The organism is Rhizobium sp. SU303, assembly GCF_021052345.1.
Lineage (GTDB): Bacteria > Pseudomonadota > Alphaproteobacteria > Rhizobiales > Rhizobiaceae > Rhizobium > Rhizobium laguerreae.
In genome coordinates, this window is the sequence record NZ_CP088096.1 from 861,015 (window position 1) to 887,007 (window position 25,993).

General features: G+C 61.0%; 27 protein-coding genes. 19 read left to right on the forward strand and 8 right to left on the reverse strand.

Annotation, left to right across the window (positions count from 1 at the left end; genetic code table 11):
• Positions 1–8: 8 nt before the first annotated feature.
• Positions 9–1,877 carry a 4-alpha-glucanotransferase gene (gene malQ, locus RlegSU303_RS28605; RefSeq protein WP_017956690.1) on the forward strand — a complete coding sequence of 623 codons (1,869 nt, stop codon included), beginning with the start codon at positions 9–11 and terminating at the stop codon, positions 1,875–1,877.
• A 187-nt stretch (positions 1,878–2,064) separates the two neighbouring features.
• Positions 2,065–2,226, forward strand: coding sequence for a hypothetical protein (locus tag RlegSU303_RS28610; protein WP_017956689.1), 162 nt, complete (start codon positions 2,065–2,067; stop codon positions 2,224–2,226).
• A gap of 87 nt (positions 2,227–2,313) precedes the next feature.
• Here the strand turns inward: RlegSU303_RS28610 and RlegSU303_RS28615 are convergent, their stop codons facing one another.
• Positions 2,314–2,676 (reverse strand): hypothetical protein, encoded by a 363-nt coding sequence (locus tag RlegSU303_RS28615; RefSeq protein WP_131718974.1) that lies wholly within the window; start codon positions 2,674–2,676, stop codon positions 2,314–2,316.
• 294 nt (positions 2,677–2,970) lie between these two features.
• On the opposite strand from RlegSU303_RS28615, the gene RlegSU303_RS28620 reads away from it, so the two are divergent.
• The 5 genes from RlegSU303_RS28620 (at position 2,971) to RlegSU303_RS28640 (ending at position 4,881) form a co-directional block, all read left to right on the forward strand.
• The gene (locus tag RlegSU303_RS28620; RefSeq protein WP_026158205.1) at positions 2,971–3,261 is read left to right on the forward strand and encodes a hypothetical protein; all 291 of its coding nucleotides are present in this window, start codon (positions 2,971–2,973) and stop codon (positions 3,259–3,261) included.
• A gap of 92 nt (positions 3,262–3,353) precedes the next feature.
• A complete protein-coding gene (locus RlegSU303_RS28625) occupies positions 3,354–3,761 on the forward strand; it encodes a hypothetical protein (protein ID WP_026158204.1) in 408 nt (135 codons plus the stop codon).
• 66 nt (positions 3,762–3,827) lie between these two features.
• Positions 3,828–4,076, forward strand: coding sequence for a hypothetical protein (locus RlegSU303_RS28630; protein ID WP_017956685.1), 249 nt, complete (start codon positions 3,828–3,830; stop codon positions 4,074–4,076).
• Positions 4,077–4,256: 180 nt separating this feature from the next.
• Positions 4,257–4,487 carry a hypothetical protein gene (locus RlegSU303_RS28635; protein WP_017956684.1) on the forward strand — a complete coding sequence of 77 codons (231 nt, stop codon included), beginning with the start codon at positions 4,257–4,259 and terminating at the stop codon, positions 4,485–4,487.
• A 133-nt stretch (positions 4,488–4,620) separates the two neighbouring features.
• Complete coding sequence (locus tag RlegSU303_RS28640; protein ID WP_017956683.1) at positions 4,621–4,881, forward strand: hypothetical protein; 261 nt, start codon at positions 4,621–4,623, stop codon at positions 4,879–4,881.
• A gap of 148 nt (positions 4,882–5,029) precedes the next feature.
• On the opposite strand, the gene RlegSU303_RS28645 is transcribed toward RlegSU303_RS28640, so the two are convergent.
• Positions 5,030–6,133, reverse strand: coding sequence for a LuxR C-terminal-related transcriptional regulator (locus RlegSU303_RS28645; RefSeq protein WP_017956682.1), 1,104 nt, complete (start codon positions 6,131–6,133; stop codon positions 5,030–5,032).
• Positions 6,134–6,309: 176 nt separating this feature from the next.
• The gene (locus RlegSU303_RS28650; protein WP_017956681.1) at positions 6,310–7,380 is read right to left on the reverse strand and encodes a LacI family DNA-binding transcriptional regulator; all 1,071 of its coding nucleotides are present in this window, start codon (positions 7,378–7,380) and stop codon (positions 6,310–6,312) included.
• 182 nt (positions 7,381–7,562) lie between these two features.
• Here RlegSU303_RS28650 and RlegSU303_RS28655 point away from each other — a divergent pair, with 182 nt between their 5' ends.
• From RlegSU303_RS28655 to RlegSU303_RS28675, 4 genes are all read left to right on the forward strand, one after another.
• A complete protein-coding gene (locus RlegSU303_RS28655) occupies positions 7,563–8,390 on the forward strand; it encodes an ABC transporter substrate-binding protein (RefSeq protein WP_017956680.1) in 828 nt (275 codons plus the stop codon).
• A 190-nt stretch (positions 8,391–8,580) separates the two neighbouring features.
• Complete coding sequence (locus RlegSU303_RS34275; RefSeq protein WP_017956679.1) at positions 8,581–10,116, forward strand: amino acid ABC transporter permease/ATP-binding protein; 1,536 nt, start codon at positions 8,581–8,583, stop codon at positions 10,114–10,116.
• A gap of 96 nt (positions 10,117–10,212) precedes the next feature.
• Positions 10,213–11,349 carry an NAD(P)/FAD-dependent oxidoreductase gene (locus RlegSU303_RS28670; protein ID WP_017956678.1) on the forward strand — a complete coding sequence of 379 codons (1,137 nt, stop codon included), beginning with the start codon at positions 10,213–10,215 and terminating at the stop codon, positions 11,347–11,349.
• A 71-nt stretch (positions 11,350–11,420) separates the two neighbouring features.
• A complete protein-coding gene (locus RlegSU303_RS28675) occupies positions 11,421–11,933 on the forward strand; it encodes a hypothetical protein (RefSeq protein ID WP_026158203.1) in 513 nt (170 codons plus the stop codon).
• A gap of 3 nt (positions 11,934–11,936) precedes the next feature.
• Here RlegSU303_RS28675 and RlegSU303_RS28680 read toward each other — a convergent pair whose 3' ends face one another.
• Positions 11,937–12,665, reverse strand: coding sequence for an endonuclease/exonuclease/phosphatase family protein (locus tag RlegSU303_RS28680; RefSeq protein ID WP_017956676.1), 729 nt, complete (start codon positions 12,663–12,665; stop codon positions 11,937–11,939).
• Between the two features lie 172 nt (positions 12,666–12,837).
• Between RlegSU303_RS28680 and RlegSU303_RS28685 the strand changes: the two genes are divergently transcribed.
• Complete coding sequence (locus RlegSU303_RS28685) at positions 12,838–13,800, forward strand: lysylphosphatidylglycerol synthase domain-containing protein (protein WP_026158202.1); 963 nt, start codon at positions 12,838–12,840, stop codon at positions 13,798–13,800.
• Here the strand turns inward: RlegSU303_RS28685 and RlegSU303_RS28690 are convergent.
• A complete protein-coding gene (locus RlegSU303_RS28690) occupies positions 13,747–15,273 on the reverse strand; it encodes a phospholipase D-like domain-containing protein (RefSeq protein WP_017956674.1) in 1,527 nt (508 codons plus the stop codon). The two genes, RlegSU303_RS28685 and RlegSU303_RS28690, sit on opposite strands and share 54 nt — an antisense overlap.
• 104 nt (positions 15,274–15,377) lie before the next feature.
• On the opposite strand from RlegSU303_RS28690, the gene RlegSU303_RS28695 reads away from it, so the two are divergent.
• Positions 15,378–16,622 (forward strand): DUF763 domain-containing protein, encoded by a 1,245-nt coding sequence (locus RlegSU303_RS28695; protein WP_017956673.1) that lies wholly within the window; start codon positions 15,378–15,380, stop codon positions 16,620–16,622.
• Between the two features lie 22 nt (positions 16,623–16,644).
• Here RlegSU303_RS28695 and RlegSU303_RS28700 read toward each other — a convergent pair whose 3' ends face one another.
• The 3 genes from RlegSU303_RS28700 to RlegSU303_RS28710 form a co-directional block, all read right to left on the reverse strand.
• On the reverse strand, positions 16,645–17,094 hold the full coding sequence (locus RlegSU303_RS28700; protein ID WP_017956672.1) for a pyridoxamine 5'-phosphate oxidase family protein: 450 nt from the start codon (positions 17,092–17,094) through the stop codon (positions 16,645–16,647).
• A 187-nt stretch (positions 17,095–17,281) separates the two neighbouring features.
• Entirely contained in the window at positions 17,282–18,199 is a 918-nt protein-coding gene (locus tag RlegSU303_RS28705) for a DMT family transporter (RefSeq protein WP_094088209.1), read from the reverse strand.
• A gap of 99 nt (positions 18,200–18,298) precedes the next feature.
• Positions 18,299–19,222 carry a LysR substrate-binding domain-containing protein gene (locus RlegSU303_RS28710; protein WP_131620167.1) on the reverse strand — a complete coding sequence of 308 codons (924 nt, stop codon included), beginning with the start codon at positions 19,220–19,222 and terminating at the stop codon, positions 18,299–18,301.
• A gap of 64 nt (positions 19,223–19,286) precedes the next feature.
• On the opposite strand from RlegSU303_RS28710, the gene RlegSU303_RS28715 reads away from it, so the two are divergent.
• The 6 genes from RlegSU303_RS28715 (at position 19,287) to RlegSU303_RS28740 (ending at position 25,915) form a co-directional block, all read left to right on the forward strand.
• A complete protein-coding gene (locus tag RlegSU303_RS28715; protein ID WP_179039454.1) occupies positions 19,287–20,348 on the forward strand; it encodes a YeiH family protein in 1,062 nt (353 codons plus the stop codon).
• Positions 20,349–20,447: 99 nt separating this feature from the next.
• Positions 20,448–21,998, forward strand: a complete 1,551-nt coding sequence (locus RlegSU303_RS28720; protein ID WP_131620165.1) for an acyl CoA:acetate/3-ketoacid CoA transferase — start codon at positions 20,448–20,450, stop codon at positions 21,996–21,998.
• Positions 21,995–22,801 carry an SDR family NAD(P)-dependent oxidoreductase gene (locus RlegSU303_RS28725; RefSeq protein ID WP_131718972.1) on the forward strand — a complete coding sequence of 269 codons (807 nt, stop codon included), beginning with the start codon at positions 21,995–21,997 and terminating at the stop codon, positions 22,799–22,801. The genes RlegSU303_RS28720 and RlegSU303_RS28725 overlap by 4 nt, the downstream gene beginning before the upstream one ends.
• Positions 22,798–23,649, forward strand: a complete 852-nt coding sequence (locus RlegSU303_RS28730; RefSeq protein WP_131718971.1) for a MaoC family dehydratase — start codon at positions 22,798–22,800, stop codon at positions 23,647–23,649. Before RlegSU303_RS28725 ends, RlegSU303_RS28730 begins: the two co-directional genes overlap by 4 nt.
• Entirely contained in the window at positions 23,646–24,413 is a 768-nt protein-coding gene (hutC, locus tag RlegSU303_RS28735) for a histidine utilization repressor (RefSeq protein WP_094088203.1), read from the forward strand. Before RlegSU303_RS28730 ends, hutC begins: the two co-directional genes overlap by 4 nt.
• Complete coding sequence (locus tag RlegSU303_RS28740) at positions 24,410–25,915, forward strand: HAL/PAL/TAL family ammonia-lyase (protein WP_094088202.1); 1,506 nt, start codon at positions 24,410–24,412, stop codon at positions 25,913–25,915. Before hutC ends, RlegSU303_RS28740 begins: the two co-directional genes overlap by 4 nt.
• Positions 25,916–25,993 lie beyond the last annotated feature (78 nt).

Consider the following 25,993-nt stretch of genomic DNA (forward strand, 5'->3'; position numbering starts at 1 on the left):
ATCGAACGATGAAATCTGCTGAGCTCGACAAGCTCGCCCGCCGGCACGGCATCAGCCTGACCAGGCCGAGTCCCGACAATCGGGAGGTGGCGATATCAGGCGAGACCAAGCGCAAGATCCTCTCGGCACTGAAGGTCGACTTGCCGGGAACGGCCGATCCCGAGACTGGCGCGCCGCGGCGGGAGCCCAAGCCGGCGGCTAAGAAGATCGCCAGGTCATTTCTGCCCGATTTCCTTTCCGGTACGCGCGTCTGGGGCGTGAGCCTGCAGCTTTACGAGCTTCGTTCGGCACGCAACTGGGGCATAGGAGATTTCGAGGATCTGTCCGATATGGCGGATCTCGCGGGATCGCTGGGCGCCGATTTCATCGGCCTCACCCCGCTTCACGCGCCGTTTCTCGCCGATCCCGACCGTTGCAGCCCCTATGAGCCCTCGAGCCGCCAGCATCTCAACCCGCTCTATATCGCGGTCGACCGGTTGCCGGGTTTTGCCTGCAGTCCGGAACTCGAACGGCAATTGGCCAGCCTTCGCCAAACCGATCTCGTCGACTACGTCGGCGTCGCACAGATCAAGCTGAGGGCTCTGCGCGATCTCTGGCCGGCCTGGCAACAGCGCAGCGTGATCGACGACGCCTATGATCCGGCCGATTTCGACGCCTTCATCACGCAAGGTGGTAACAGCCTGCGGCTGCATGCGCTTTTCGAATGCCTCTCGTTTTCCATGGTCGAGCGCGGGGTGGGCGCCGGCTGGCAATGTTGGCCGGCCGATTTTCAGCGCTTCGACAGCGCCGCCGTCGCCCAATTCGAGCGCGGACACGCGGACGATGTCCGTTTCCATATGTGGCTGCAATGGCTTGCTCACCGGCAGCTGATGCAGGCGGCGGACCGGGCGCGGAAGGCCGGCCTGCGGATCGGGCTCTATCTCGATCTTGCCGTCGGGGAGGCGGTCGACGGCTCGGCGACATGGAGCGAGCCGGATACCTATGTCTCGAAGGCCACCATCGGCAGCCCACCCGATCCATTCGCCGTGGACGGGCAGGACTGGCACCTTGCCGGATATCTGCCTTCCGCGATCGCCGCAGGAGAAATGTCGCCTTTCCGGCGCATGGTCAGCGCTGCCATGCGATATGCGGGCGCCATTCGCATCGACCACGCCGCAGCGCTTCGCCGCCTCTTCCTGGTGCCATTGGGCAGCAGGCCGGACGGCGGCGCCTATGTCCGTTATCCCGCGGATCGGCTTCTGCAGATCCTCGCAGAAGCGTCCGCCGAGCATCGGTGCCTCGTCATTGGAGAAGACTTGGGACTGATCCCCAAGGGATTGCAGGACGATTTGGCGGCGGCCCACATTCTCTCCTACCGCATCCTTTCCTATGAACAGGACGAGAAGGGCTTCAAGCCGGCGGAGGTCTATCCCGCCCTGGCTTTGGCCTGCATTTCGACGCACGACCACCAGACCCTTGCCGGCTGGTGGCGCGGCGCCGACATTCAGGCCCGGTGCGACCACGGCATCGTGCCGCCCGATCTCACCGAGAAACATCTCGAAGACCGCAAGCGCGAGCGGAGGAAGCTGAAAGCGGCGCTGAAGGCTGCCGGCCTCGAACTGCCGACCAGGCTTTCCCAAGCGCGGGCAAGCGAGGAGACGCTGAGGGATTTGACCGTCAGCGCCTATCGCTTCATCGCCAGGACGCCCTCGCTTCTCGCCGCGGTCCGTCTCGCCGATCTCACCGACGAAAAGAGGCCAACCAATGTGCCAGGCACCAGCGACAGCTATCCGAACTGGAAGCCGAAGCTATCGGTTTTGCTCGCGGATCTGATGTCGAGCCCGCTGCTGAAGAGCGTGACGGCGGCAATGCGGGAGGAACGCCCGCGGGAGTGTTAAGGCCGGGCGAGCCGTCCGCTTCATCATTGTCGTTCGATAGGACCGCCGCGCATATGGAAATCGCTTCGCGCAGGGAACGAATAGTAAGCCGGCGAATTTTGAATGAATAAGGACAGGCATTGCCGAGATGAGGACCCGTCCGCTCTCGCCGCTTCAGATGCGGCGACCAATATTGGAAAACAAGACCATGACGAGCGCATTCATCCTTATCGCATTGGCTCTGATCATCATCTACGCCGGCCCCACGCTGCTGTTCATCTGCGTCGGATATGTCGATTATATGCTGGAGCGGCGAAGGCATTTGGTGGCGTTGAGGCACGCCGTGAGGCGTCGCAGCGACGAGTTTTAGAGCCTTTCGCGGGAAAACCGCTTCGCACTTCTCCTGGAGTGGCTAGAGGTGAGATGGGAGTCACTCGTCCGCGGCGCGCTGCAGGGTTCAATTGCGCATTGCCGACACTCGCCCGCCCAACAGATAGGCGAGCGCAAAGACCACCAGGAAGGGGTAGACGAGCACGATCAACGGCAGACCGGCAGCCAGCGCATCGTCTTGCATATAGATGTTGAGCATACCGGCTCCGAGCACCAGGGGGTACACCGGCGCAAATCTGTCGAACCACATCCTGAAAGGCCCAGCCAGGAGCAGGACGAGTGCCGGCAGAATGAAAATGCCGAGATTTCTTGCAACATTCATGAGCTCAGGACCGAACGGTTCGGTGGAGGAATAAAGTCGGCCCATCTGGCGGGCCGCCCACAGGGCAGCGATTGCGGCCCCGGCATATCCGGCTGGTCTTGCTAGCATCACCGAACTTCCTTTTGTTCACACGCCGCGTTGATACGGTTTGTCCCCTCACCATAACCGGGTGCATTCTCGGATTTACCACTCGGTCTCCGAAAAATTCAATGCCAACGTGAGGGGATGGGCGACTGCATGCGCCCCGACCGAGCGACGCGATGGCGCGGTCGTTCCGGTTTCGGGCCGAAGTTTCGCCTGCACTGACGTCTCCGGCCAAATTCTGGAACAATGTCTGTCGTCCCCTGTTACATTGACGATAGAGGCGGGTGCCGCGCGAAGACGAGGCAGCTGGAGGGATCGATGAAGCGGAGCATAGGATTTGGGCTGGTTTTTACCGTTGTGCTGACAGGCTGCACGACGAGCGCAGGCAATTATTCGTCGGCAGGACTGGCGCCCATTCCCGGCAGTATCACTTATAATGGTCAGCCTCGCACGAAGTTGACGAAATCGCCGGTGGGCTCTTCCTTCCCCCACAGCTTCACAGATCAATGGGGGCGCCAGGTCGAGGAGATCTACATCATCCGGCCCGACCGGAGCTTGCTGATCGCCGAGCGCCACTATCGGCCGGTCTTCTCGCTCGACGACGACTAGAACAGGAGGACTTTAGGTCCCGTCGACCTGAATCCTGTTTTCCCAAAGCCGCTCAAACTTTTCGGCATCATGTCCAGGAAGGAGAAATGATCATGCCGCGCCGCAAGAGCACTGAGACGACGACCCTCGACACCAAGGGAGCCAAGATCGGCGAGCCCATTCCGAAAGCCGTCATCGATACGAATACGGCCTCCGTCGGCGTTCCCCGGCAGTCTGATCATGACCTGGCAGAAGAGCTCGGCGCGCTGCGAAAGCAGATCGGCACGCTCCAGCAGCAGGTCCTCGATGCCGCCCGATCGGCAAAGGGGAGTGCCGGGAAAGCAATGCGTCAGACGGAAGCAGCGGTAAAGCTTTACCCGGCCTCAACGCTGCTGCTCATCGCGGCGGTCGCCGGCGCACTTGCCTTTGCCGGACGTCGCGCCGCCCTGCCGCGCCGTAGGCCTCAACCCGCACTGCGGGAGTTGAGGGATCTCTACGACACGATCCGCGAGCGCCTCTGACAAGATTTCAGGATTGTCAGCATCACGATTCTGGCCGACCCTTCATTATCGAAGCGAGGGGACGGCATGTTCGACATCATCATACGCAGCGCGCTGGATATCGTTGGGCGAACTGAGCGCCTTATCGAGGCAATGAGGCGAATGCTCCAGAATGACGACCTCGACGAAGTCGAGGTCTACGAGCTCGATCATGAGATCGAGCGGCTCGGGGACGTGGTTTTCAACGTGGACGAAGCCGTTCGATCGTTGGCGCGCACGGTCGAATGCTGGCCGCAGGCCGCTCTCGCGCACGGAATCCATCGGACATTGCATTGACGGTTGATGGCCGCTTTGGCAACTGACGCGTCACCAAATCCGCCCTGAGTTGGCAGTGTCGATTCTGCATGTCACGCCGATGTCACGCGACCGTCGCAGCAATATGTGCTTGATAGGCACCGTTAGGCTCAGACCAGGGCGCGGTGGGGCTAAAATTGCTTTTTTCGTTGGGGCATCGCAATGACCTTGAAAACCTCGGGGGAGAAATCTCAACCCCATGAATTCATCTTTCCGGTTCACACCCGGACGATCGCAGAGATCAGGTACAATAGTCTCAGCCGCATCATGACGGTGGTCTATCACGACGGCCGTTCCTGCGCGACTTCCGGCATACAGGGCCCCGCAATGCTGAGGATCCTCGCCCAGCGTCCGTTGGAGAGTTCTCCGTTTCTGTTGCAGACGGTCATCTGAGGCGGAAAAGACGTGGCCGGCCGTTGCCGGTGCGGCGCTGCTGGGCATCGGTTTGTTTAATCAGCATGGTCGTGCATCTATTTCCCCTGGGCTGCGTTCACTCCTAACAGCCAGACCTATGGAGGGAACGCCGATGACCTTTCCACCACCGAAAACCGAATCTCCCGCGCAGCGCTTCGAAGACGCGACCGCAGCCGCGCGCGACGCTTTGGAAAGGCTGATTGCAGCCGCCAATGAAGCCGGATGGGGCACCGAGGAGGTGACCGCGGCACTGCTTAAGGCCGCGCAGTTTCTGAGCGATGCCAACAAGAGAGATCCCGATCCGGCCGACGATCCCTCAATCAGCGATGCGCCTGCAAGGGAGCAGATTGGTCGCGGCGAACTCTACGATTAGAGGGCGTAGCGCTGGTTTTCCAACGCAATGAGACAAGGGTTGCCGGAATTCATGTCGAGTGTCGCACGCCTTTGCGCTCGCAACCCGTTCGCAATATGCAAAGGCTCGCTGACCATGCGGGCGGTAGGGACGAATTGCAGAACGTTGGTCAGCGCATGAGCAGCGCGACCAAACCAACCCGGGAGTTCACCCCGAGCTTGGAATAGATGTTTCTGAGGTGGGTTCTGACCGTTTCGTAGCTGATGTGATCGGCTATGGCCACCTCTTTTGGCGAATGGCCTGAGGCAATGCTTGATGCGATCCGAATCTCCGTCGCAGTCAGTTTGTAGGCTTCCATTAGGAAGTCTCGCCGCTCATTGAGTGGCGTGGCCACCATCGGCTCGACAATGACGGCCACGGTCGGCCCCTCCAAGAACTCAGTGAATGCATCGGACTGGAGCCGGAGGAGTGTGATGCGATAGCTAGCCTTGTTCTTCCCATTTGCAATCGCCGTATGCGGCCTTGTTTGCACGCCCTTTCTGGAAGTCAGGAAATTAAGAACGGCAGTCGACCTCTCGCATTGAAGTTCGAGCTTGCCGCTTGGGGCGACTTGCACAGGAAAGCCAGCCTCCATCAAGGCTTCCGCGCTCTTATTCCATTGACGTGCTCGCCCTTGCTCCGAAACGTAGATCAATCCGACGCCGATGCTATCAAACAGGGTTTGCGTCGTCTGTCTTTCCGGGGCGAGTAGATCGCGCTTCCGGATGAAGTCGAAAGCTCTTTTCAAATGAGGCGCGAGTATCGTGTAACGCCCGGCTGCCTCTTTGTTGAAATCGGGGTCGGCTGACGAGGTGCAGGTCGAAAGGACGAAGGTGCGGGTTTCCTCCCGAATGATCGAGACACCGATGCTCGTCTCGCATTGGGCCTGTCCCTTCAGCCAATCATTGTAGAATTCCGATTTGAGCAAGTCTTCGCGTGGAAAGATTTCGTCTCCGCAGACACCTTGACCAACCGGCACAAAGCTCAATCTCGGAATCCAGGGGTTCACTGCGGCAAAGTGGCTGCTGAACTGGTCGACCTCGGTCCTCGAAAACCCCGATACGTAGGGAACATGGGCCACAGGTGAGGCCAGATCGTGGTAATGGAGGGCAGCCTTTCCATTCGGCGAAGTTTGCGCAACGCGATCCAGAAAATCCTGCCAGTTGCACTCCCCGAATAGACTTCCATAGATCAAATCTATCAGCTCAGATGAAGCGTCTTTTGACTGGAGCATGATCTTTCTGAAAATCCCACAGCGAGTATTTTCGGTATTAAATAACGTTGGTCAGGCAAAGACAACAGCAACCCCATGTAATATCAAGCTGGCGGCCATGGGCATTCGTGACCGATCGCAGTTCGGTACTACTCGCTGCTTCACAAAGCGATGGGGTATAGCCAACTCCATAGGCCTCACCGGCTAATCGTGGCGACGGAGCCGCGCACGACGAGGCTCGTGCTGACGCGTAGACGTTCGACGGCAAGAGGGGTGCGTTCGATACGGGCGATGAGCCGCTCGCCGGCGAGCTTGCCCATCTCGTAGACGCGCTGGTCGACGATGGTGATCGGCGGAACAGTGACGCTGGTCCAATCGGCGTCGAGAAACGAAATCATCGACACGTCCTTGGGGATCGACAGGCCGAGCGATTGTAGCGACTTGAAGATGCGCAAGCCGACGAGACTGTCCGATGCCAGCAGCGCCGTCGGCGCGGCACTGTCAGAGAGCAGGTGTTTGATCACGCCGTCCGTCTGTTCCTGGTTCGTGGCGCCGAGCCTGACATAACGAAGAGGGTTCGGCAAACCCGCCTCGGTCAGGACGCTGACAAAACCTTCCACGCGTTCGCGCACGGCGGAATTCGAGATCCGCCCAATATCGGTGAGCCCACCGTCCTCGGCATCCATGGCAGAGACGTAGGCGAGGCGGCGATGTCCTTGCCCGATCAGATACCGGGTCGCCGCGATGGCCGCCTCCCGGTCGTCGCCAGTCACTGCGTCGACATCGAGTTCCGGAATAGCCCGGTCGAACAGGACCAGCGGCACCCCGGCACGGCGGACGTGCTGCAGATGGTCAAAGCTGTCGCATCGGGCTGGCGTCACGATAAGACCATCGACGCGTTTGCCGATCAGGAGGTCGACGGCAGATTTTTCCGCATCGAGTTCTTCGCCTGAATTCGCGATGATGACGTTGAATCCCGCAAGACGGGCCGCATCGCTGATACCGCGCACCGCCAGACTGAAGAAAGCGTTCTCGATATCGCCGACCACGACCCCGATGATGCCGGATCTTCCGGTGCTCATGCTCCGGGCGAGCTCGTTCGGGCGGTATTCGAGGGCGGCGGCCGCGGCCATGACCTGATCCGTGATCTTGGCGCTGACCACGCCGTAGCCGCCGAGCACGCGGGCGGCCGTCGCCTTCGAGACCTTTGCGGCCTTCGCGACGTCGGCGACCGTGACTGAACGTTTCGGATGAGCGGAATCTTCCATGGCCGAGGACTACAAGAATTGTTGACGACCGGTCAATTGACAGATATCAAATATGTCGTGAGACCGGTCTCTTTATATCAGAGACCGGTATCTTGTTCCATTGATCACTGTCGCAGTAAGCGGCAGCGGCGGGACGATCTACAGTGCCGACAAGAGCATTCCTTTCAGAGCGGAGAACGACGATGCAGCCTTTTTTATCACTTCCGGCCATCATGGCCCCGTTGCGGGCCGGTTTTTTGACGTGCCTTCTTGCGATGGCGGCGGGCTCTGCGGCCGCCGCCGACAATCCCTATAACCTGATCGAGCCCGGAACTATCAGCGTCGGCACGATGGGCGATTCCAAGCCCTATACGTTTGCCACGGCGGACGGCCAGTTCACCGGTTTCGATATCGAACTGTTTCTCAATGTCGTCTCCCGCCTCGGCTTTGAAAAAGACAAGGTGACGTTCACGGGCCAGGAATTTTCAGCACTCCTGCCGTCGGTGGCAAACGAAAGGTTCGACGTTGCCGTTGCTGCGATCGGAACGACTGAAGCCCGCAAGAAGACTGTCGACTTTTCCGACGGCTATCTTGCCGGTTATCTCTCCGTCCTGACCCCGGATGCCGGCATCAAGGATGCCGATGGCCTCAAGGGCAAGCGTCTCGGCGTCGTGCAGGGGACCTTGCAGGAGGTCTATGCAGCCAAGAATTTCGGGGGAACCGATCTGGTAAAATTTCCCGACAACAATTCTGCCGTGGCCGCCCTCAACAACGGAACGGTCGATGCCCATTTTCTCGACTACGAGGCCGCCAAACAATATGGCGAGCGCTATCCCGCGCTGAAGGTTGCCGTGAATATCCCGTCCTTCGATGCGCCTGCTGGCTTCGTGGTCCGAAAAGGAAATGATGCCTTCCGCACGGCGCTCAACGGCGCGCTTCACGATGCGATGCAGGACGGCACCTGGAAGACCCTTTACGAAAAGTGGTTCCCCGGCTCACCGATGCCGGAACAGTATCTTCCCAAGAAGTGACGCCGTAAGCCGCCCGCTCACGGCGGGCGGCTACCAAGGCACTACTAAAGCATGTCGCGCAAAAGTGTGCCGCGGTTTTGCGATAACGACATGCGTAAAAACAAAGACCTAAAGCGCGACAAGCGAATCTGAGAGATCGCGATCCGCTTTAGTCGGCGTCTGCGCCGGGCAAGAATTCATGGGGATCTGAATGAACTGGCTTGAAAATCTGCGCCGCAGCTTCCTGGACTGGGACGCCATGGCGGAAGTTCTGCCGAGCATGATCAGCGTCGGCCTGAAGAACACGCTGATCCTGGCCGCTGCCTCGACCGTGCTCGGTGTCATCATCGGTATGGCTCTTGCCGTGATGGGCATCTCGCAATCCCGCTGGCTGCGGCTGCCGGCGCGCATCTACACCGATGTTTTCCGCGGGCTGCCGGCGATCGTCACGATCCTGATCATCGGCCAGGGTTTTGCCCGGATTGGGCGCGAGATCTTCGGTCCGTCTCCATTTCCGCTCGGCATCCTGGCACTCAGCCTGATTGCCGGTGCCTATATCGGAGAAATCTTCCGGTCCGGCATTCAAAGCGTCGAGCGCGGCCAGATGGAAGCCTGCCGGGCGCTCAGCATGAGCCACGGGCAGGGCATGCGCCTGATCGTCATTCCCCAAGGCATCAGGCGGGTTCTGCCGGCGCTGGTCAATCAATTCATCGGAAACGTCAAGGATTCCAGCCTTGTCTACTTCCTCGGATTGCTTGCTTCCGAGCGGGAGATCTTCCGTGTCGGGCAGGATCAGGCCGTCGTCACCGGCAATCTGTCGCCCTTGTTACTGGCGGGCGTCTTCTATCTCGTCATCACCGTGCCGCTGACCCACTTCGTCAATTATATCGATGCGAGACTGCGGCTCGGAAAACAAGGCCGCGGCTCGGGTGCTGCGAGCGGATTGGTCGAGGTAAGCGAGTTGCGGGCCGCTGCCGGCCCCCATCCCACGGGCACGGCCGAGGAGAGTACGCCGCGCTTCAAGGGCGGCGCCCTGAACATCCGGGACCTCACCATGGCCTATGGCGATCTCGACGTGTTGAAGGGTGTCGATCTCGACATCGCCGCTGGTACCGTCACCTGCATTATCGGCCCTTCCGGCTCGGGCAAGTCGACGCTGCTGCGCTGCATGAACAGGCTTGTCGAGCCGAAGGGCGGCGACATCCTGCTCGATGGCGAGAGCATCCTGGCGATGAAACCGGAGAGGCTGCGCCGGCGTGTGGGCATGGTGTTCCAGCACTTCAACCTGTTTCCCGACCACACGGCACTCGAGAACGTCATGCTTTCGCTGACCAAGATCAAGAAGATGCCGAGGCAAGAGGCGCGGCGCATCGCCGAGGCGCGTCTGGCCGAGGTCGGTCTCGCAGAGCGTCGGGATCATCGGCCGGCAGGTCTGTCGGGTGGGCAGCAGCAGCGCGTCGCCATCGCACGCGCGCTGGCCATGGATCCGGAGGTCATGCTTTTCGACGAAGTGACGAGTGCGCTGGATCCCGAGCTGGTGAAGGGCGTGCTCGACCTGATGGCCGCTCTCGGCCGCCAGGGCATGACGATGGCCGTGGTGACGCATGAGATGGGATTTGCGCGCAGGGTGGCCGATCAGGTCGTCTTCATGGATGAGGGCCGCATCGTCGAGGCTGGCTGCCCGCAGCAGATTTTCGACAATCCCCGAAGCGAGCGGCTGAAGCGCTTCCTTGCTGAAGTTCTCTGAACCGCCTGAAGCAACGCATGGTGCCCCCGGTCGTCCTCATGGCGGGCGCGCCGGATTTCATTCGATCTAGCAAGAGCAGAAAACAAGGTTATCGACATGAATGCTTCCACCAAACCTTCGAAGGTCGTCGTCATCGGCGGCGGCATCTTTGGCGTCTCGACCGCTGTCCATCTGGCCCGGCTCGGGGTCAGCACCGTGCTCATCAATGATGGTCCGCTTGCTAACGGCGCCTCCGGCCGTTCGCTCGCCTGGCTCAATTCGGCGCGCAAACGCACCGATGCCTATCACAGGCTGCGCTTGGCCGGCATAGATCGCTACCGTACGCTGGCCGCCCGGTATCCCGATGCGCCGTGGCTGCGCTTCGACGGTGGCCTGACCTGGGATGCGGACGATGCCGCCAACGAGATCGCCGAAATCTTCGACTATGAGCGCGACCTCGGCTATCACGCGCAGTGGCTCACCCCGGATAGAATTGCTGGGGTAACGCCGGGTGTGGACGCCAGTACTGTGACGCGCCAAGGCGCGATCTTCAATCCCGGGGAGGGCTGGGTCGATCTTCCGTTCTTGATCGGCGTGCTCGCGCAGGAATTCCGCACGCTGGGCGGCGAGATCATCACGGACGCGGGTCGCGCGACGGTCGATGTCGAAAGCGCGCGTGCCCGTGGCGTGATCACGGCAGACGGCATGCGCCGGGATGCGGATGCCGTGCTGCTTGCTGCCGGCGGCGACGTTCCCGCAATCGTGGCCGAGGCCGGCCAGCATATCGGCGATGCAACGCCTGTCGCCCTTCTGGTCCGGACCAAGCCGATCCGCCATCCGCTGAAGGCCGTGCTCAACACCCCTCGCGTCGCCATCCGGCCGACGCCCAACGGTGGCTTCGCGCTCGACGCCGCTTGGTCCGAGGAAGAGGTGAGCGTGAAGCCCGACGGCAGCTATGATGTCAGGCAATCGACGCTGGAAGGATTGCTGCGCGAGGCCTCCAGGGTTCTCGAAGGCAATCCGGTGCTGGAGGTCGAAGATTATGGGGTCGGCCCGAAGCCCATCCCGGGCGACGGCGAGCCCGTCTTCGGCGAACTGCTATTGATCCCGGGTTATTTCGTCGCCTTCAGCCATAGCGGCGCCACCCTCGGCCTGATTGCCGGCGAACTGCTGGCGGACGAGATCGTCACCGGACGCCGCCATCCGCTGTTGGCGGACTTTCGGCCGGAGCGTTTCAGCGCGTCGCGAAGATGAAGGCAGCAGCGGAGGCCGATGCATCCTTCTGAGCCGTCGAGCGTTCTATCGCCAGGAACAACTGGAGACGCATCATGAAGGACGAACTCAGGGACACCGGCACAAACAAGGACATGCGCGACGGTGTGGAAACCGCGCCGGCCTCCTTCGAGGAGGCGAGCATCAACCCTGATCTTATCAGACGTGAGGGTTTCGCCAGCGAGGCCGAATATCGGGCATATATTGCGACGCTCGGTGGTCATGCTTCCGTTGGAGACACTGTCGAGGAGCCTCTCCCGATCTACGAAGGTCATGTCCTGGAAGGCCGTCTGCAAGAACTGAGAGAAGAACTCGAAAACCTCCGCGCTCGCCTTCACGTGATCCAACATCAGGCCGCGACCGTCGTTACGGAGAACGTCCGATGGGCCGATGCCAGCGCCCATGCGCAGCTCGGCAATCAGCCGTGGCTCAAGCTGGCAGGTGCTATGGCGGCGGCCTTCGTCGTCACGCGGGGCATCATGCGGTTGCCTCTGGGAGCCGTGGCGACGACGGCGCTACCATTGGTGGCGGCAGCGATGAACCGGAAGCTCGCCCAACGTCGATGACTATCAGGCAAAGCCGATTTCGGCGAGCAGAGGCAGGTGGTCCGAGGCAACCCTTGTAAGGCGGTTTTCCAGGACCGCCGCCTGTTTGACGATGAGATCGTCAGTGACGAAGATGTGGTCGAGGCGCATCAGCGGGTAGCGCGAGGGAAAGGTCGCTCTCGGCGCGGCGCTGCCTGCAAGCTGGGCGTCCTTCAATGACCGCGCGGCAAGTCGGTAAGTCGCCGATGACGGAATAGCGTTGAAATCGCCGCAGAGGATGGTTGGAAGAGGTTCATCCGCCATGCCGTGCAGCCAGCCGGGGTTCAGCAATGTCGTCATCTGCCGGATGCGCTCGCGGCCACGAAGGCCGAGATGGGTGTTGACGACCAGCAGTTTTCTGTCGCCGACCAGTATTTCGACGGAAATGGCGCCGCGCTGTTCGCCGATGGATGGCAATGGTCCGGCCTTGACCGCGCCTGTCGGCAGCGAAGTGATGATCGCATCGCCATACTGCTCCTCGGCGATCGACAGCGCCGGATGGAAATGAGCCTGCATCTTCAAAAGCGAGGCGATCGCATGGGCCTGGTCGACGCCGCCGGTCCTGCGCCTGAGGACGTCGACCTCTTGAAGAGCAACGATATCAGCCTCAGCCTCGGCGATGACAGAAGCTATGCGGGCGGGATCGAGCTTCCGGTCGCCGCCGATACAGCTATGCACATTATAGGTGAGGAGTTTGATTGATTTGTCCGGCATAGACCCGCTGAAAGCTCGTTCCCCGAGGACATAGAACTTGTCCTTCGGGGGAACACAGAACTCGTTTGATCGTTCCAGATCATCGAGGTTAGCGCGTTCGTGCGTTTTTCGAACGCACGAAGGACGCTCTGACCCGTAAAATCTGCGCATTGCGTTTCGAAATGGATAATCAATGAGCTGGAGAAGCATAATCTGGAATGGACTGTTGGTTGCCGCCCTTTGTCTTGCGGTCTTCCTTCTCTATCGGATCTTCCAACAGTACAGCCTGGATGAGATCGTTCAATCGGTTCGCAGCATTCCATTCTCGACCTTCTGCACAGCGCTTCTGTTTACGGCGGCATCTTATCTTTGCCTCAGTTGCTTCGACCTCCTGGCGATCCGCTCGCTCGGCAAATCCTTGCCCTACCGGAACATCCTGCTCGCCTCGTTCGTCAGTCTTTCGCTCGGCCACAATATCGGCTTTGCCGGGTTAAGCAGCGGCGCCTTTCGCTATCGCTTCTATTCACGCTGGGGGCTGACGGCGGAGGACGTGGCGAAGATCATCCTGTTTTGCGGCGTCACGGTGGGGCTTGGGCTCATCACGCTTGGCGGCATCGCCATGATCGTCAATCCCGGCGATGCCGGGCGCCTGCTGCGCATCGATCCGGCGAGTGTGCGCATCTTCGGCGTTCTGGCGCTAGTCGTGCCGGTCGTCTATGCCGGCCTGGCGTTTTTCATCCGCGGCATCTTACGGCTGTGGCGCTGGTCGTTTCAGCTGCCGCGATTTTCGATCGCGGTCGCGCAGATCGGAATTGGGACGATCAACTTCATGTTCGTCTCCGCCTGCCTGCACCAGATGCTTTCCACTTTCGGCGACGTGGCCTTCTTCAGGTCGGTAACGGCTTACGTCCTTGCCAATTCCGCGATCCTCGCAACGCATATTCCGGGCGGTCTCGGCGTGCTCGAGGCGACGGTCTCCTATGTCGTGCCGAAGGAAGCCTCGATCGGCGCGCTGATTGCATTCCGTTGCGCCTATTTCTTCATTCCGCTGGCGCTCGGCACGACGCTTCTCGTCATCAGCGAGATGATCTTCCGGCGGAAATCACGCGGGGCGGAAGATGAGGCGGATGAGCGCGTCGAGGCCCAGTCGGTTTAAAGCTGCGAAGGGTCGAGCCGGGTCGAAGATCGCCGTGCCAAAAATCGGTGAAATGCTGCCCGACAGTTCCACGGTGAATTCCCGTAAACCCCGAGGCCCGTCATTGAGCGCCTCAACCGCCTCGATCAACGAGCCGCTTTGCATAAAGGCTGCGGCAAAGCTTTCCGGGGTGGTTCCGAGATATTCCGAAAGCAGGCGATTGCGCAGATCCACGATCGCGCGCCGGTGCTCGCCATTACTGGCCTCTACAAGCATGTCGCATTCGCAATCCAGCCCTTCCGAGCGATTGTTTAAGTTGGAGGAGCCAATGCGGACCAGCTCGTCATCGGCTATGATCAGTTTGGAATGGACGAGTACCTCCACCTCGCCGCTCTCTTTCGCCTTGACTGGCCCGGGCACGATTGGCCCGGGCACGACGGCATAATAGACGCGCAACCGGTCCGCACGATCGGCGCGTTTCAGGCGGCGGATGACTCGGTCGCGATTGCCACCCATGACAATCCTTTCGATCAGCCCGTGAGAGCTGCGCGTGCAGATGATGACGACTTCAGGCCCGTCTTCCTCCTGCAGCCGCGCGGCAATGGCGTCGGCGACGCGGAAGGAGGCGAGATATTGCGCCTCGATGTAAAGCTGCCGCCGTGCCCGGGCGATGACGTCCAATGTCATGGCGATGCCGTCGCTGATGCCGGGGCGAAGTGCGGTCGAGGGCTCCGTCAGCGCGAAGCTGACCGCGGTCTCCCTCATGGAAACGGCGAGATCGTCCGGCCAGGCAAAGGGGACGTTTTCGGCCAGCGGCAGGTGGTTTTCACTGGTGGTGTTTTCCCAGCGCCGCCTGGCGATATCGCCGATCAACTTGGCAGCGTCGCCGGTGACCATTGCCTGAACGTCGTGCAGCGGATCATAGGAAACACCCTTGGGGTCACGTCGCAATGTATCCTTGGCGCGGTGGAGCCAGGTGTCCCACCGGCGCGACGTCAGGTCTATGCCGCCGATGAAGGCGACGGCGTCGTCGATGCAGACGAGTTTCTGGTGGTGGCAGCCGCGCAATGTCGGCTGAAGCTCGAAGCGTAGATCGATCCGCGTATTTCTGGGAAAGCTTTTCTTCCGCAGCATCTGCAGGGACTTGCCAGAATAAACGGGGCCTAGCGCCCAGATGAGGATGCGTATTTCAAGCTCCGGATTTGCCGCTGCCAGGGCATGCAACAGGTCGGCCAGGGTTTCATCGGACTTATCGGGTTCCAACCCGATGTATGCATTGAAATCCCACCCGATGATCCAGATGGTGCGCCTCGCCTGCCGCAACGCACGCGCCAGCTCGGCGAAATAGCTGTTGCCATTGATCAGGAAGGCCGCCTTGGCAGCGCTCCCTTCCAGGCACAAGGCGCTGCCCTCCTGTTTTTGGCGGTCGCTCGGCCGTTTTGATTTTGTCTGCGACAAGCTCGGGTTATTGAAGATGGTTTCGAATGTCGTCATGATTGCCTCGGCCACTAACTGGAGCACAAACGCCCGGAATTTGCCTGGGTTCCCCGATGGCGTTGGACGGCGGCCGCCAGCGATGCAGAATGCAAGGAAACGAGATGTCACAACGAGCAGGTAGCGCCGATCTTCCCCTTCACGGGGGACGCGTGCCGCATTGGCTCGGCGACCGGATGACGCGACTCGGAACGCTGATCACCGAGGCGATCGTCCATCACTATGGCCGCGACGAATTCCTGCGCAGGCTCGCGCATCCCTTCTGGTTCCAGTCCTTCGGCTCGGTCATGGGCATGGACTGGCATTCTTCCGGTATCACCACCAGCGTTCTCGGCGCGCTGAAGCGTGGGCTGAAGCCGCGTGCCGGCGAACTCGGCCTGCATGTCTGCGGCGGTCGTGGCGCGCATTCTCGCAAGACGCCACAGGAACTCGTCTCGATCGGCGAGCGTATTGGTCTCGACGGCGAGGGGCTCGCGACCACGAGCCGTCTCATCGCTAAGGTCGACAGCGCCGCCCTTCAGGACGGGTTCGACCTTTATCTGCACGGGTTCATCGTTGCCGATGACGGCCATTGGGTGGTGGTGCAGCAAGGCATGAACGGCGACAGGCGTCAGGCCCGGCGCTATCACTGGCTGTCCGAAGGGCTGGAGAGCTTCGTCAACTCGCCGCATGCGGCAATCGAGGGAAGGAGCCAGGGCGAGATCGTCAATCTTGCCGACAGGCGCGCCGAACGCTCGCGGCGCGGTCAGCTCGATCTGCTGACAACCCTCGGGCCCGACCGGATCATCCGTGAAGCCGCCGCCTTGCTGCGTGCCGAAGAGCCGGCGCCCGAACCTGCCCAACAGCCGATGCTGCCGCACCTGATCATGCCCGCCCATCACGACGTCCGCGAGAGCGACGTCAACATGCGGCGCCTGCATGGAAATCTGGCTGCCGCGGCCGACCGCGGGCCGGCGGATTTCGAAGAGCTGCTGCTTGTGCCAGGTGTCGGAGCCCGCACGGTAAAGGCGTTGGCGATGGTGGCGGAAGTCGTTCACGGCGCCCCCTGCCGTTTTTCCGATCCGGCGCGCTTCTCGATCGCCCATGGTGGTAAGGACCGCCATCCTTTTCCGGTCCCGCTCAAAGTCTATGACGAGACGATCGCCGTCATGAAATCGGCGGTGCAGAAGGGCAGGCTCGGGCGTGAAGAGGAGTTGCAGGCGCTGCGGAGGCTGGACGATCAGTCCAGGCAGATGGAACGCTATGTGACGGGTCCCGACCTCAAGGAAATCATCGCCGGCGAATTCCGCCAATCCGCCGATTTCGGCGGCCGGAGCGTCTTCGGCTGGGAGGAGCCGCCCGCGGAGTAGGGCGCCCTTTTATGCCATTACCCTAGCTCGCTGAGCCAGGCAGGACGACCTCGCCGTTTTCCTCACCATCCCAGTATCGGATGGAGGATGCTGAAACCTTGATAAGAACCATCCCGGGAGTGTCCGCTCCTTCAGGAAACCACCGCTCGAGATCGGGGACCCAATGTTCTTCGAATGCCGCCTTGTCCCGCACCAGCGAGGCAAAGCCCTCGACAGCGATGAAAATCCCCGGCTTGCCGAGGAGGCTGGGAGGCGCCGTGAACGTCAGCGAGACGGTGTCGATGCCTTCGATCTCGGTGATTTTCCTGCTGTCCTCATACGAAAAGAACCAGGAATCCCCGTCATATTCGACGTCGCCGTTATTGCTCATCGGTCGGGCCGAGATGCGGCCCGACCCGGCGTTCGTCGACAGCATGCAGAAATCGATCTTCTTCAGTTGCGAGGATAGGTCTTCGAGGGTCATGGACGCCATTGCGATCTCCCGGGTTTGATGCTCGGGAGTAGCGTGCAAGCGTCCAGATTGTTCCGGGAAAGTCCACGTGACTAAGCCTCCATCCGTTTGATCTATACCCGCAAGGTTTAAGGATGGAAGTATGCTGGAATTCCAGGGATTACGGCAGCGTCCTATGCGAAGCCGAAAGATAAGCGGCGCTGTAGCCTCAATGACCGTCGGGCGGGACGGCCTCAGTCGGCACCGTTTCCTTCAAATTCTTCCGGTGGAAGATGAAGAGCCCCGCAACGACGATGATTGCCGCACCGATGATGATCTGCGCGTCGGGAACATCGTTGAAAAAGATATAGCCGAGGACGATCGCCCAGAGCAGCAGCGTATATTGCAGCGGGGCGAGCAGCGATGCCGGCGCGAGCTTCAGCGAGCGCGTGATCAGCAGATGCGCGCAGGTGGCAACGATGCCGAGCAGCAGCATGCCGGACCAGTCGACAATCGTTCCCGGCTGCCAATGGCCGATGCTCAGGACGATGCCGGTGATGAGCGCGGCGATCGTCTGCCATGTCACCAGTGTCGTGTCGCTGGTCGAGCGGAGATAACGGCTCATCACCAGCGACAGTGCAAAGGCGAAGCTGCCGGCAAGGCCGAAGAGCGATGGGAGCGACAGCATCGCCGTGGACGGACGCAGCGCGATGACGACGCCGGCGAAGCCGATGAGAACAGCGAGCCAACGTCGCCAGCCGATTTTTTCTCCGAGAAAGAAATGCGAGAGCGCCGCAATGTAGATCGGCCCGGCCATATAGAAAGTCATGACGTCTGCGAGCGGCAGATAGGCGACGGCAGCGTAGAACAGGGCGACATCCACAGTCGCCATGAGGACCCGTATGAACTGGAGGCCCTTCTGCTCGACGCGGAACAAGGCCATCGGCCCTTGCCGGAGGATCATTGGCCCGAGCACGATGAAAGCGCCAACCGAGCGGATCACCAGCACCTGGCCGACGGCAAAGCTTGCGACCAGCCACTTGCCCATAGCATCATTCAGCGCAAAAAGCAGATCGCCGAGCAGCATCAGCACGACGCCGGTCATGATCAGGTTTCCGGCGTTGGCGACGCCAGTCTTGGTTGTCATCTTTGGCCTCCTCGCAAAGCAGCCGCGCATGGCGTGGCCGAGTGCGGCTTCTGCCTTAACCCTGCCGATGTCAAGCCGCCGGCGCGGAGGATCAGACGCCTAGAGCGCCCAATCATCCCAATTCTGGACTTCGGCAGCTTTATCCTCGCGGCAAATGGTTTCCAACGCCAGCGAGGCACGACTCGAGTGCCTTTGCTTATGCCGCAGGATTGCAAATTGTCGGGATGGCAGGGGAAAGCGGGCCTTGACCAGCAAACCTTGCGTCAAGAGCGGTGCGGCAACGGCACCTGAGACGACCGTCGCGCAGAGGCCCTCTCTTGCCGCCGATATGACTGCCTCGTTCGATGGCAGTTGCAGCGCGACAGCCAAATCTGCGGGGGCTATGCCGAGATTCGAAATCGCCGCCTCGAAAGCCGACCGGGTTCCGGACCCCTTTTCCCGCATGACCCATTTCGTCCCTGAAATCAGGTCCGCCGGTGCAATTGGTTTGCCACGCGCCCAGGGATGGCGGGGACCGACGACGACAAGGAGTTCGTCCTCGGCAAGCGGCTGAACATGCAGCGCCGGCTCGTCAACGCTGCCTTCGACGAAGCCGACTTCAGCCAATCCATCGAGGACCGCTTTTGCCGCCGTGGTCGTGTTGCCAATCATCAGCTTCAGGTCAATGCCCGGGTAGCGGATCTTGAAACGCATCAGCATCGCCGGTAGCCAATAGCTTGCGATCGTTTGGCTTGCAAAAACGACAAGCTCACCCTTTTGCAGGCCGCCGAGGTCGGACAAGACGAGCGCTGCGGCCTTTGCGCGCGCCAGCGTCGCTCTAGCCTCCCCGAGAAACACCCGTCCTTCATATGTCAGCTCTATGCGGCGTCCGACGCGATGGAAAAGCTTGACGCCGTAGGAGGTCTCGAGATTGCGGATAGCCGAGCTGACGGCCGATGGCGTCAACCCGATCGCAAAGGCGGCTTTGGTCAGATGCTCACGTTCCGCAACCGCGACAAAAATGGAAAGCTGTTCAAAGGTCATGGTTCAATCGTTCGATTTTAATGAATGAACTATGCTATACTATTCAATGGAATTCGACAATTGAGTGTGGGAGATTACAGTCCTCCGCAAGGTCTTGCCGATGATTGTTTCCGCCTCACGTTCCCTGTCGCTTCCTGCCGTCCTGCCGGGACTTGTCCTGTGTGCGGCAGTCACGTTCTCTGCCTATCTCGTTGAGCAGCTGCAGATGATGATTTTCGGCTCGCACTGGATCGAGAGCCTCGTGCTCGCCATTCTGATCGGCATTGCCGTGCGCTCCTCGGTCTGCCTGCCGCAGACCTTCATTCCCGGCATCCAATTCGCCGCCAAGACACTGCTCGAGATTGCGGTCGTGTTGCTCGGCGCCTCGCTCAGCACGGCTGCCATCAGGCAGGCTGGACTGCCGCTTGTCGGCGGAATTGCCGTTCTGGTTGCTCTGTCTTTGGTCGGCAGCTTTGTTATCGGGCGGCTCTTCGGCCTGTCGGCCAGCTTGGCGACGTTGGTTGCTTGCGGCAACTCGATCTGCGGCAATTCTGCGATTGCCGCCGCAGCGCCGGTGATCGGCGCCAAACCGGACGATGTCGCGGCCTCGATAGCCTTTACCGCGCTCCTCGGCATCGGTGCAGTTCTGACGCTGCCGCTTCTTCATCTGTTTTTGGGTTTGAGCGCGGTACAATATGGCGTTTTCGCAGGGCTGACAGCCTATGCCGTTCCGCAGGTCTTGGCGGCCACGGCTTCTGCCGGAGCCGTCAGCACCCAGGTGGGCACGCTCGTCAAACTGATCCGAGTAATGATGCTCGGACCCGTCATCCTCGTGCTCGGCGCAGTTCATGGCCGCCGCCCTGGCGGTTCCGCAGTCAATCTCCGCCATGTTCTCCCATGGTTCATCCTCGGTTTTGCAGCCATGGCGACGCTTCGTTCCCTCGACGCGATCCCGGCGCCGCTGCTGCCCGGGATAGCGGCTGTCTCCGCCGCCTTCACCGTCACCGCCATGGCCGCTTTGGGCCTCTCCGTTGATGTCAGATCCGTCGCCCATACCGGTGGTCGTGTCCTCGCAGCGGCGGCGCTGTCGCTGTTGGCGCTGGCGGCTCTTGGGCTTTGCCTGATCGGGCTGCTGAATATCGTCTGATCGAGGTGATATGCCCAAAATACTTGCAAAGATTCCGGTTGCCTTCCAAACGATCAACGGCTAGCCTGTATATACAGGCCAGGCGGAGCAAAGATCGTCATGCGGGTCATCTCTTCACAGCAAGCTGCGGATCTTCTCGAAGACGGGATGACTGTCGCTGCCTCCGGTTTTGGAGGATGCTGCCATCCCGAGGCCATCACGGCCGCTGTCGAGGAGCGTTTCCTCGCCTCTGGAAAACCCCGCAACCTGACGCTTCTGTTTGCTGCCAGCACGGGCGATCGGCAGACGCGCGGCATGGGGCACTTCGGTTATGAAGGCCTGGTCGCCTGCGTGATTGCCGGGGGATGGCGCGGAACACCGCGCCTTGGAAAGCTTGCGATCGAGGAAAAGATCGAAGCGCATTGCTGGCCGCAAGGCGTCATCGCGCAGCTCTATCGGGCGATTGCCGCCGGTCAGCCTGGCGTGGTCACCCATATCGGGCTCGGCTCTTTCATGGATCCGCTTCATGGCGGCGGACGCATGAATGTGACGACACCGCGCGCGCTAGTCGAGCGTGTGTCGTTGCGCGGCAAGGAATGGCTGCTTTATCCGTCGATGCCGCTCGACTGCGTGCTCTTGCGCGGGACGACGGCCGACGAAGACGGCAACATCACCCTCGAGGATGAGGCCTTCCCGCTCGACGTGCTCGCCATGGCACAGGCGGGCCGAAACTCCGGCGGTATCGTCGTCGTGCAGGTCAAGCGGATTGCCGAGCGCGGCTCGCTGCAGCCGAACGATGTTCGCATCCCGGCGGCGCTCGTCGATTATGTCGTCGTCTGCGATGATCCGGCCCAGCACGGCATCAGTTTCGCCGAGGCGGACAATATCGCCTATACCGGACGCGTCCGGATGGCGGTGAGCCGCCTGCAACCGGCGCCGCTGTCGGTCGATAAGATTGTTCAGCGACGCGCCTTCCTGGAACTGGCGCCGCTGAACCGCCCGACGATCAATCTCGGCATCGGCATTGCCGCGGGTATTGGCCGTATCGCCAGCGAAGAGGGATTCGACGATTATACGGTAACGATCGAATCCGGCGTCATCGGCGGCGTACCGGCCGAGGAGCTGTCCTTTGGCGCCGCCGTCAATCCGACCGCCATCATCCCACAGGCATCGCAGTTTGACTTTTACGACGGCGGCGGCCTGGATATCGCCTTTCTCGGCATGGCAGAGGTGGATCGGCATGGGGCGGTCAATGTCAGCCGCTTCAATAATTCCATCGTCGGGGTCGGCGGATTCACCAATATCTCGCAGACGGCCAAACATGTTGTCTATCTCGGCGCATTTTCGGCGGGCGGCGCGCAAATTGCGGTTGCCGACGGCAGGCTCGAGATCATCCAGGACGGCCGCCTTTGCAAGATCGTCGAGGCTGTCGACCAGATCAGTTCGAGCCCAGCCTTTGCGCCGGAGGGACAGTCCCAGCTCGTCGTCACCGAGCGGGCGGTTTTTCGGGTGATCGGCGGATGCTTGACGCTGACGGAGTTTGCCCCCGGCATCGATCTTGCCGCCCATGTTCTGGACCGCCTGCCGAAGGGCATCGCGGTGTCGGACCAGCTGAAGAAGATGGATGCGCGCCTGTTTTCGACCCATGCCATGAAGGACATTGCCCCATGAAAATCGATGGAGCCGCCATCATCGTCACGGGCTCGGCAACGGGTGTCGGGGCGGCGTGCGTCAAACAATTCGCCGAGGGCGGCGCCCGGGTGGTCATCAACTACAGCCGCAGCAAAAAAGAGGCCGATGAGACCGGCGATATCTGCCGCAGCCTGGGCACGGAGGTGGAGATCGTCCAGGCCGACGTTGCCGATGACGCGGCTTGCCGCCGGATGGTGGCGATTACAGTCAATCGATGGGGGCGGCTCGACGCCCTGGTGAACAATGCCGCAATGACGGTCAAATCCGATCCTTTCGATCTGGAAACATTGTCGGCCGAAGATTTTCAGAACGTTTTCGGTGTCAACGTTATCGGTGCCTATCAGATGTGCCGGGCGGCGGTGCCTGCGATGCGTGACAGCGGCGGCGGTGCGATCGTCAATGTCTCATCCAATGTTGCCTTTACCGGCGGCGGCAGCTCGCTTGCCTATACGGCCTCCAAAGGCGCGCTCAATGCGCTGACTTTGGCTTTGGCGCGCACCTGCGGTCCCGATATCCGCGTCAACGCGGTTTGCCCCGGCATCATCGATACGCGCTGGATGCGCGATACGCTCGGGCCGGATGCCTATGGAGCCATTGCCAAGCGATTTTCGGAAACCGCCCCGCTTGGCCGGGTCGCAACACCGGAAGACGTTGCCGGCGCCATTGTCTGGCTTGTTCAGGGTGCCGACTTCGTCACCGGTGAATTGCTTTCCGTTGACGGCGGCATCCGCCTATCCGGTGGCGCTCGCAAACCCGCGACATCGGGGGGAGCTGCATTGTGAAGCTGTCGGCTCAATCCATCCTCGATTTCCCGGTGCCGCAAGCGACACAAGTGGTTACCGCAAGGGATGCCATTCTTTACGCCCTCTCGGTTGGCTACGGCACCGACGCGCTCGACGAAAGAGCATTGAAATACGTCTATGAACGCGATCTTGTATCCGCGCCGACCCTTGCCAATATCGTGGCGCATCCGGGGCCATGGATGCAGCAGACAGGCGTCGACTGGGCGCGTCTGGTGCATTCCGAACATCGCTTGACGATCCACCGGCCGGTTCCCCTCGATGTGCCGCTCATCTCCCGCTCGCGCGTCTTGTCGGTGATCGACCGCGGCGTTGAGAAAGGAATGTTCGTCAGCTTCGAGCGCCTGATCGCGACCGCTGAACGTGATGAGCCAATCGCGACGATCGTCCAGACCAATGCGTGCCGCGGCGACGGTGGATGCGGCTCGGCGGGATCTGCGCCCGAACCGTTGCCGAAAGTTCCGGACAGAAAGCCGGACCTTGAATTCAATGTCGACATCCCTGACAACGCCGCACTGCTCTATCGCCTGAACGGCGATCTCAATCCGCTGCATGTCGACCCGCAGGCAGCCGGCAGGAGCGGCTTTGACCGGCCGATCCTGCATGGGCTATGCAGCTTCGGTTATGCGGGCTACGCCATTGTCGCTGCCATCGATCCAAGTATGGCGAGCGGCTTAAGCGCGATTGCGGCGCGTTTCAGCGCGCCGATCTTTCCCGGCGAAACGATCACCGTGCAGATGTGGCGGAACGATGCCGAGATTCGTTTCCGAGGCCTCGTTGCTGCGCGCGGCGCGACCATCCTCGACAATGGCATGGCGAGGTTGTCATGACGAAAGCGCTCAAACCCGCCGCCGGCGAAGCGCGCCATTATATCAGGATCAAGGAGCAGATCCTGGCCGAGATCGCCCAGGGCAAGCTGCAGCCGGGAGACCGGGTATCCTCTGAGAGCGAATTGGTGGCTGCATTCGGCGTCAGCCGTATGACGGCGAACCGGGCGCTGCGGGAGTTGATGTTCGAGGGTGTTCTCAAGCGATCCGCCGGGATCGGAACCTTCGTTTCACCAAAGCACCTCGACGTCGATCTGCTTCAAATCCGCAACATAGCCGACGAAATACTGGAACGGGGTCACACGCATAAGGCGGTTGTCGTCAAGGCCGGCTTGATGAAGGCGGATGCCAATGTTGCCGATGCGCTCGAACTCATCCTCGGCGCTGAAGTGATGCATTCGCTGATCGTGCACATGGAAAACGACCGGCCGATTCAGGTCGAGGAGCGCTACGTCAATCCGCTGGTCGCGCCCGACTATCTCTCGACCGACTTCCGCAGCATGACGCCGCACGAATATCTGACGGAGGTGGCTCCGATAACGGCATTCGAACATATCGTCCAGGCGGTCAAGCCGGATCCGGCGATACGCAAATATCTCGACCTCAGGAATGATCACCCTTGCCTGCGCGTCTTTCGAAGAACCTGGTCAGGCGAGGCCGTCGTGACCTGTGCGCTGTTATACTATCCCGGCGCGCAATATCGGCTGGAAGCACGGTCCACCAAGGGTCCCTCCAGACCCGTCGCAATTCTCGGAGAGAAACAGTGAGCGCTACCAATTCTCCATCGATCATCTTCAGCGCGGCGCCGCCGACGATCGAGGACATCGCAGCAATTGCCCGTAGTCACGCAAGGATCGAGATATCCGCCGAGGTCGAGGCCCGAATTGTGGCCGCGCGCGCCGTCGTCGACCGCTACACGGAAAGCGATCTGCCGGTCTATGGCCTGACGACGGGCCTTGGGGCCGGGGTCGATACACGACTTGCAACGGAAGATCTGGTGGCGTTCCAGATGCGCGTGCCGCAAGCCCGCTCCGTCGGCGTCGGAGAGCCGCTTGCCCAGGAATCCGTGCGGGCAATGATGGCCGTCAGGGCCGCCGGCATGGCGGCGGGCGGCTCCGGCGTTTCGCTGAGAGTCTTCCAGGGTCTGATCGCCGCCATCAATGCAGGTGTGCATCCTGTCGTCCCCTCATTGGGCTCGATCGGTGCGGCGGATTTGGCGCCGCTTGCCCATATGAGCCGGGGCCTTCTGGGCTTCGGCGAGATCGAGCTTGGCGGCGAAGTGCTGCCGGCCGCCATCGCCCTTGAAAGGGCCGGCTTGAAGCCCCTCGAATTCGCGCCGAAGGACGGGCATGCGCTGGTGGTGGCCAACAGCCTCTCCATCGGCCTCGCCTGCTTGACGCTTGTGGATATCGAGCGGCTGTTCGATTGGTCCCTGAAGGCGATTGCCGTTAATTTCGAAGCGTTCCGGGCCAATGTCAGTGCCTTCGACGACCGCGCTCTGGCTGCGAGACCGGCCTTTGGGCAGCGCCGCGTCGCCGCTCAGCTGATGGAGCTTCTTTCGGGCAGCTCCTTGCTTGCCGCCGATGCAGCAAGGCGTCTGCAGGATCCTTTGAGCTACCGCTGCACGCCGCAGGTCTGGGGCGCGTTGCGGCATGCGATCGATGAGGCAAGGCAGGCGACTGACATAGAGCTCGTCAGTTCCAGTGACAATCCTGTCGTGATCGCATCCGAGGGCGTCATTCTTTCACACGGCAATTTTGACATGACCGCTTTTGTGCTCGCCTGGGAAAGGCTGGGGCAGGCGATGGCGCATTGTGCGGCAGGCACCGCCTATCGGATCATGAAGATCATGTCGCCTGGCATGTCCGACCTGCCACGTTTCCTGACCCCGATGGGCCAGAGCCGTACCGGTTTTGCGACCGTGCAAAAGACCGTCTCGGCCATGGAAGCCGAAATCCGCCATCTGGCCATGCCGGTTTCGCTTTCGCCCATTCCTGTCGCCGATGGTGTCGAAGACCAGGCATCGATGGCTCCCAGCGTTTTGGCAAAGGCGCAGGCGATCGTCGAGCGCCTGCGCTATCTGGTCGCCATCGAACTGATCGCATCGGTACAGGCCGTCGAGCTCAGAGGCGTCTCAGGTGAATTGGGCAAGGGATCGGCGGAAGCCTATGCCTTTGTCCGCACCCACGTCCCAGCACTTGAAGAGGATCGCGCGCAAGGGCCGGATTTTGCGACGATTGCCGCATTGATCGGGCGTGGCCCGCAATAAGCCGGTTCGCCACTGCCCCGGCAAGAAGGGCAGAGCGCCGACCGGTCATGCCGACGGTTATTCCGGAGAACCCGTCGG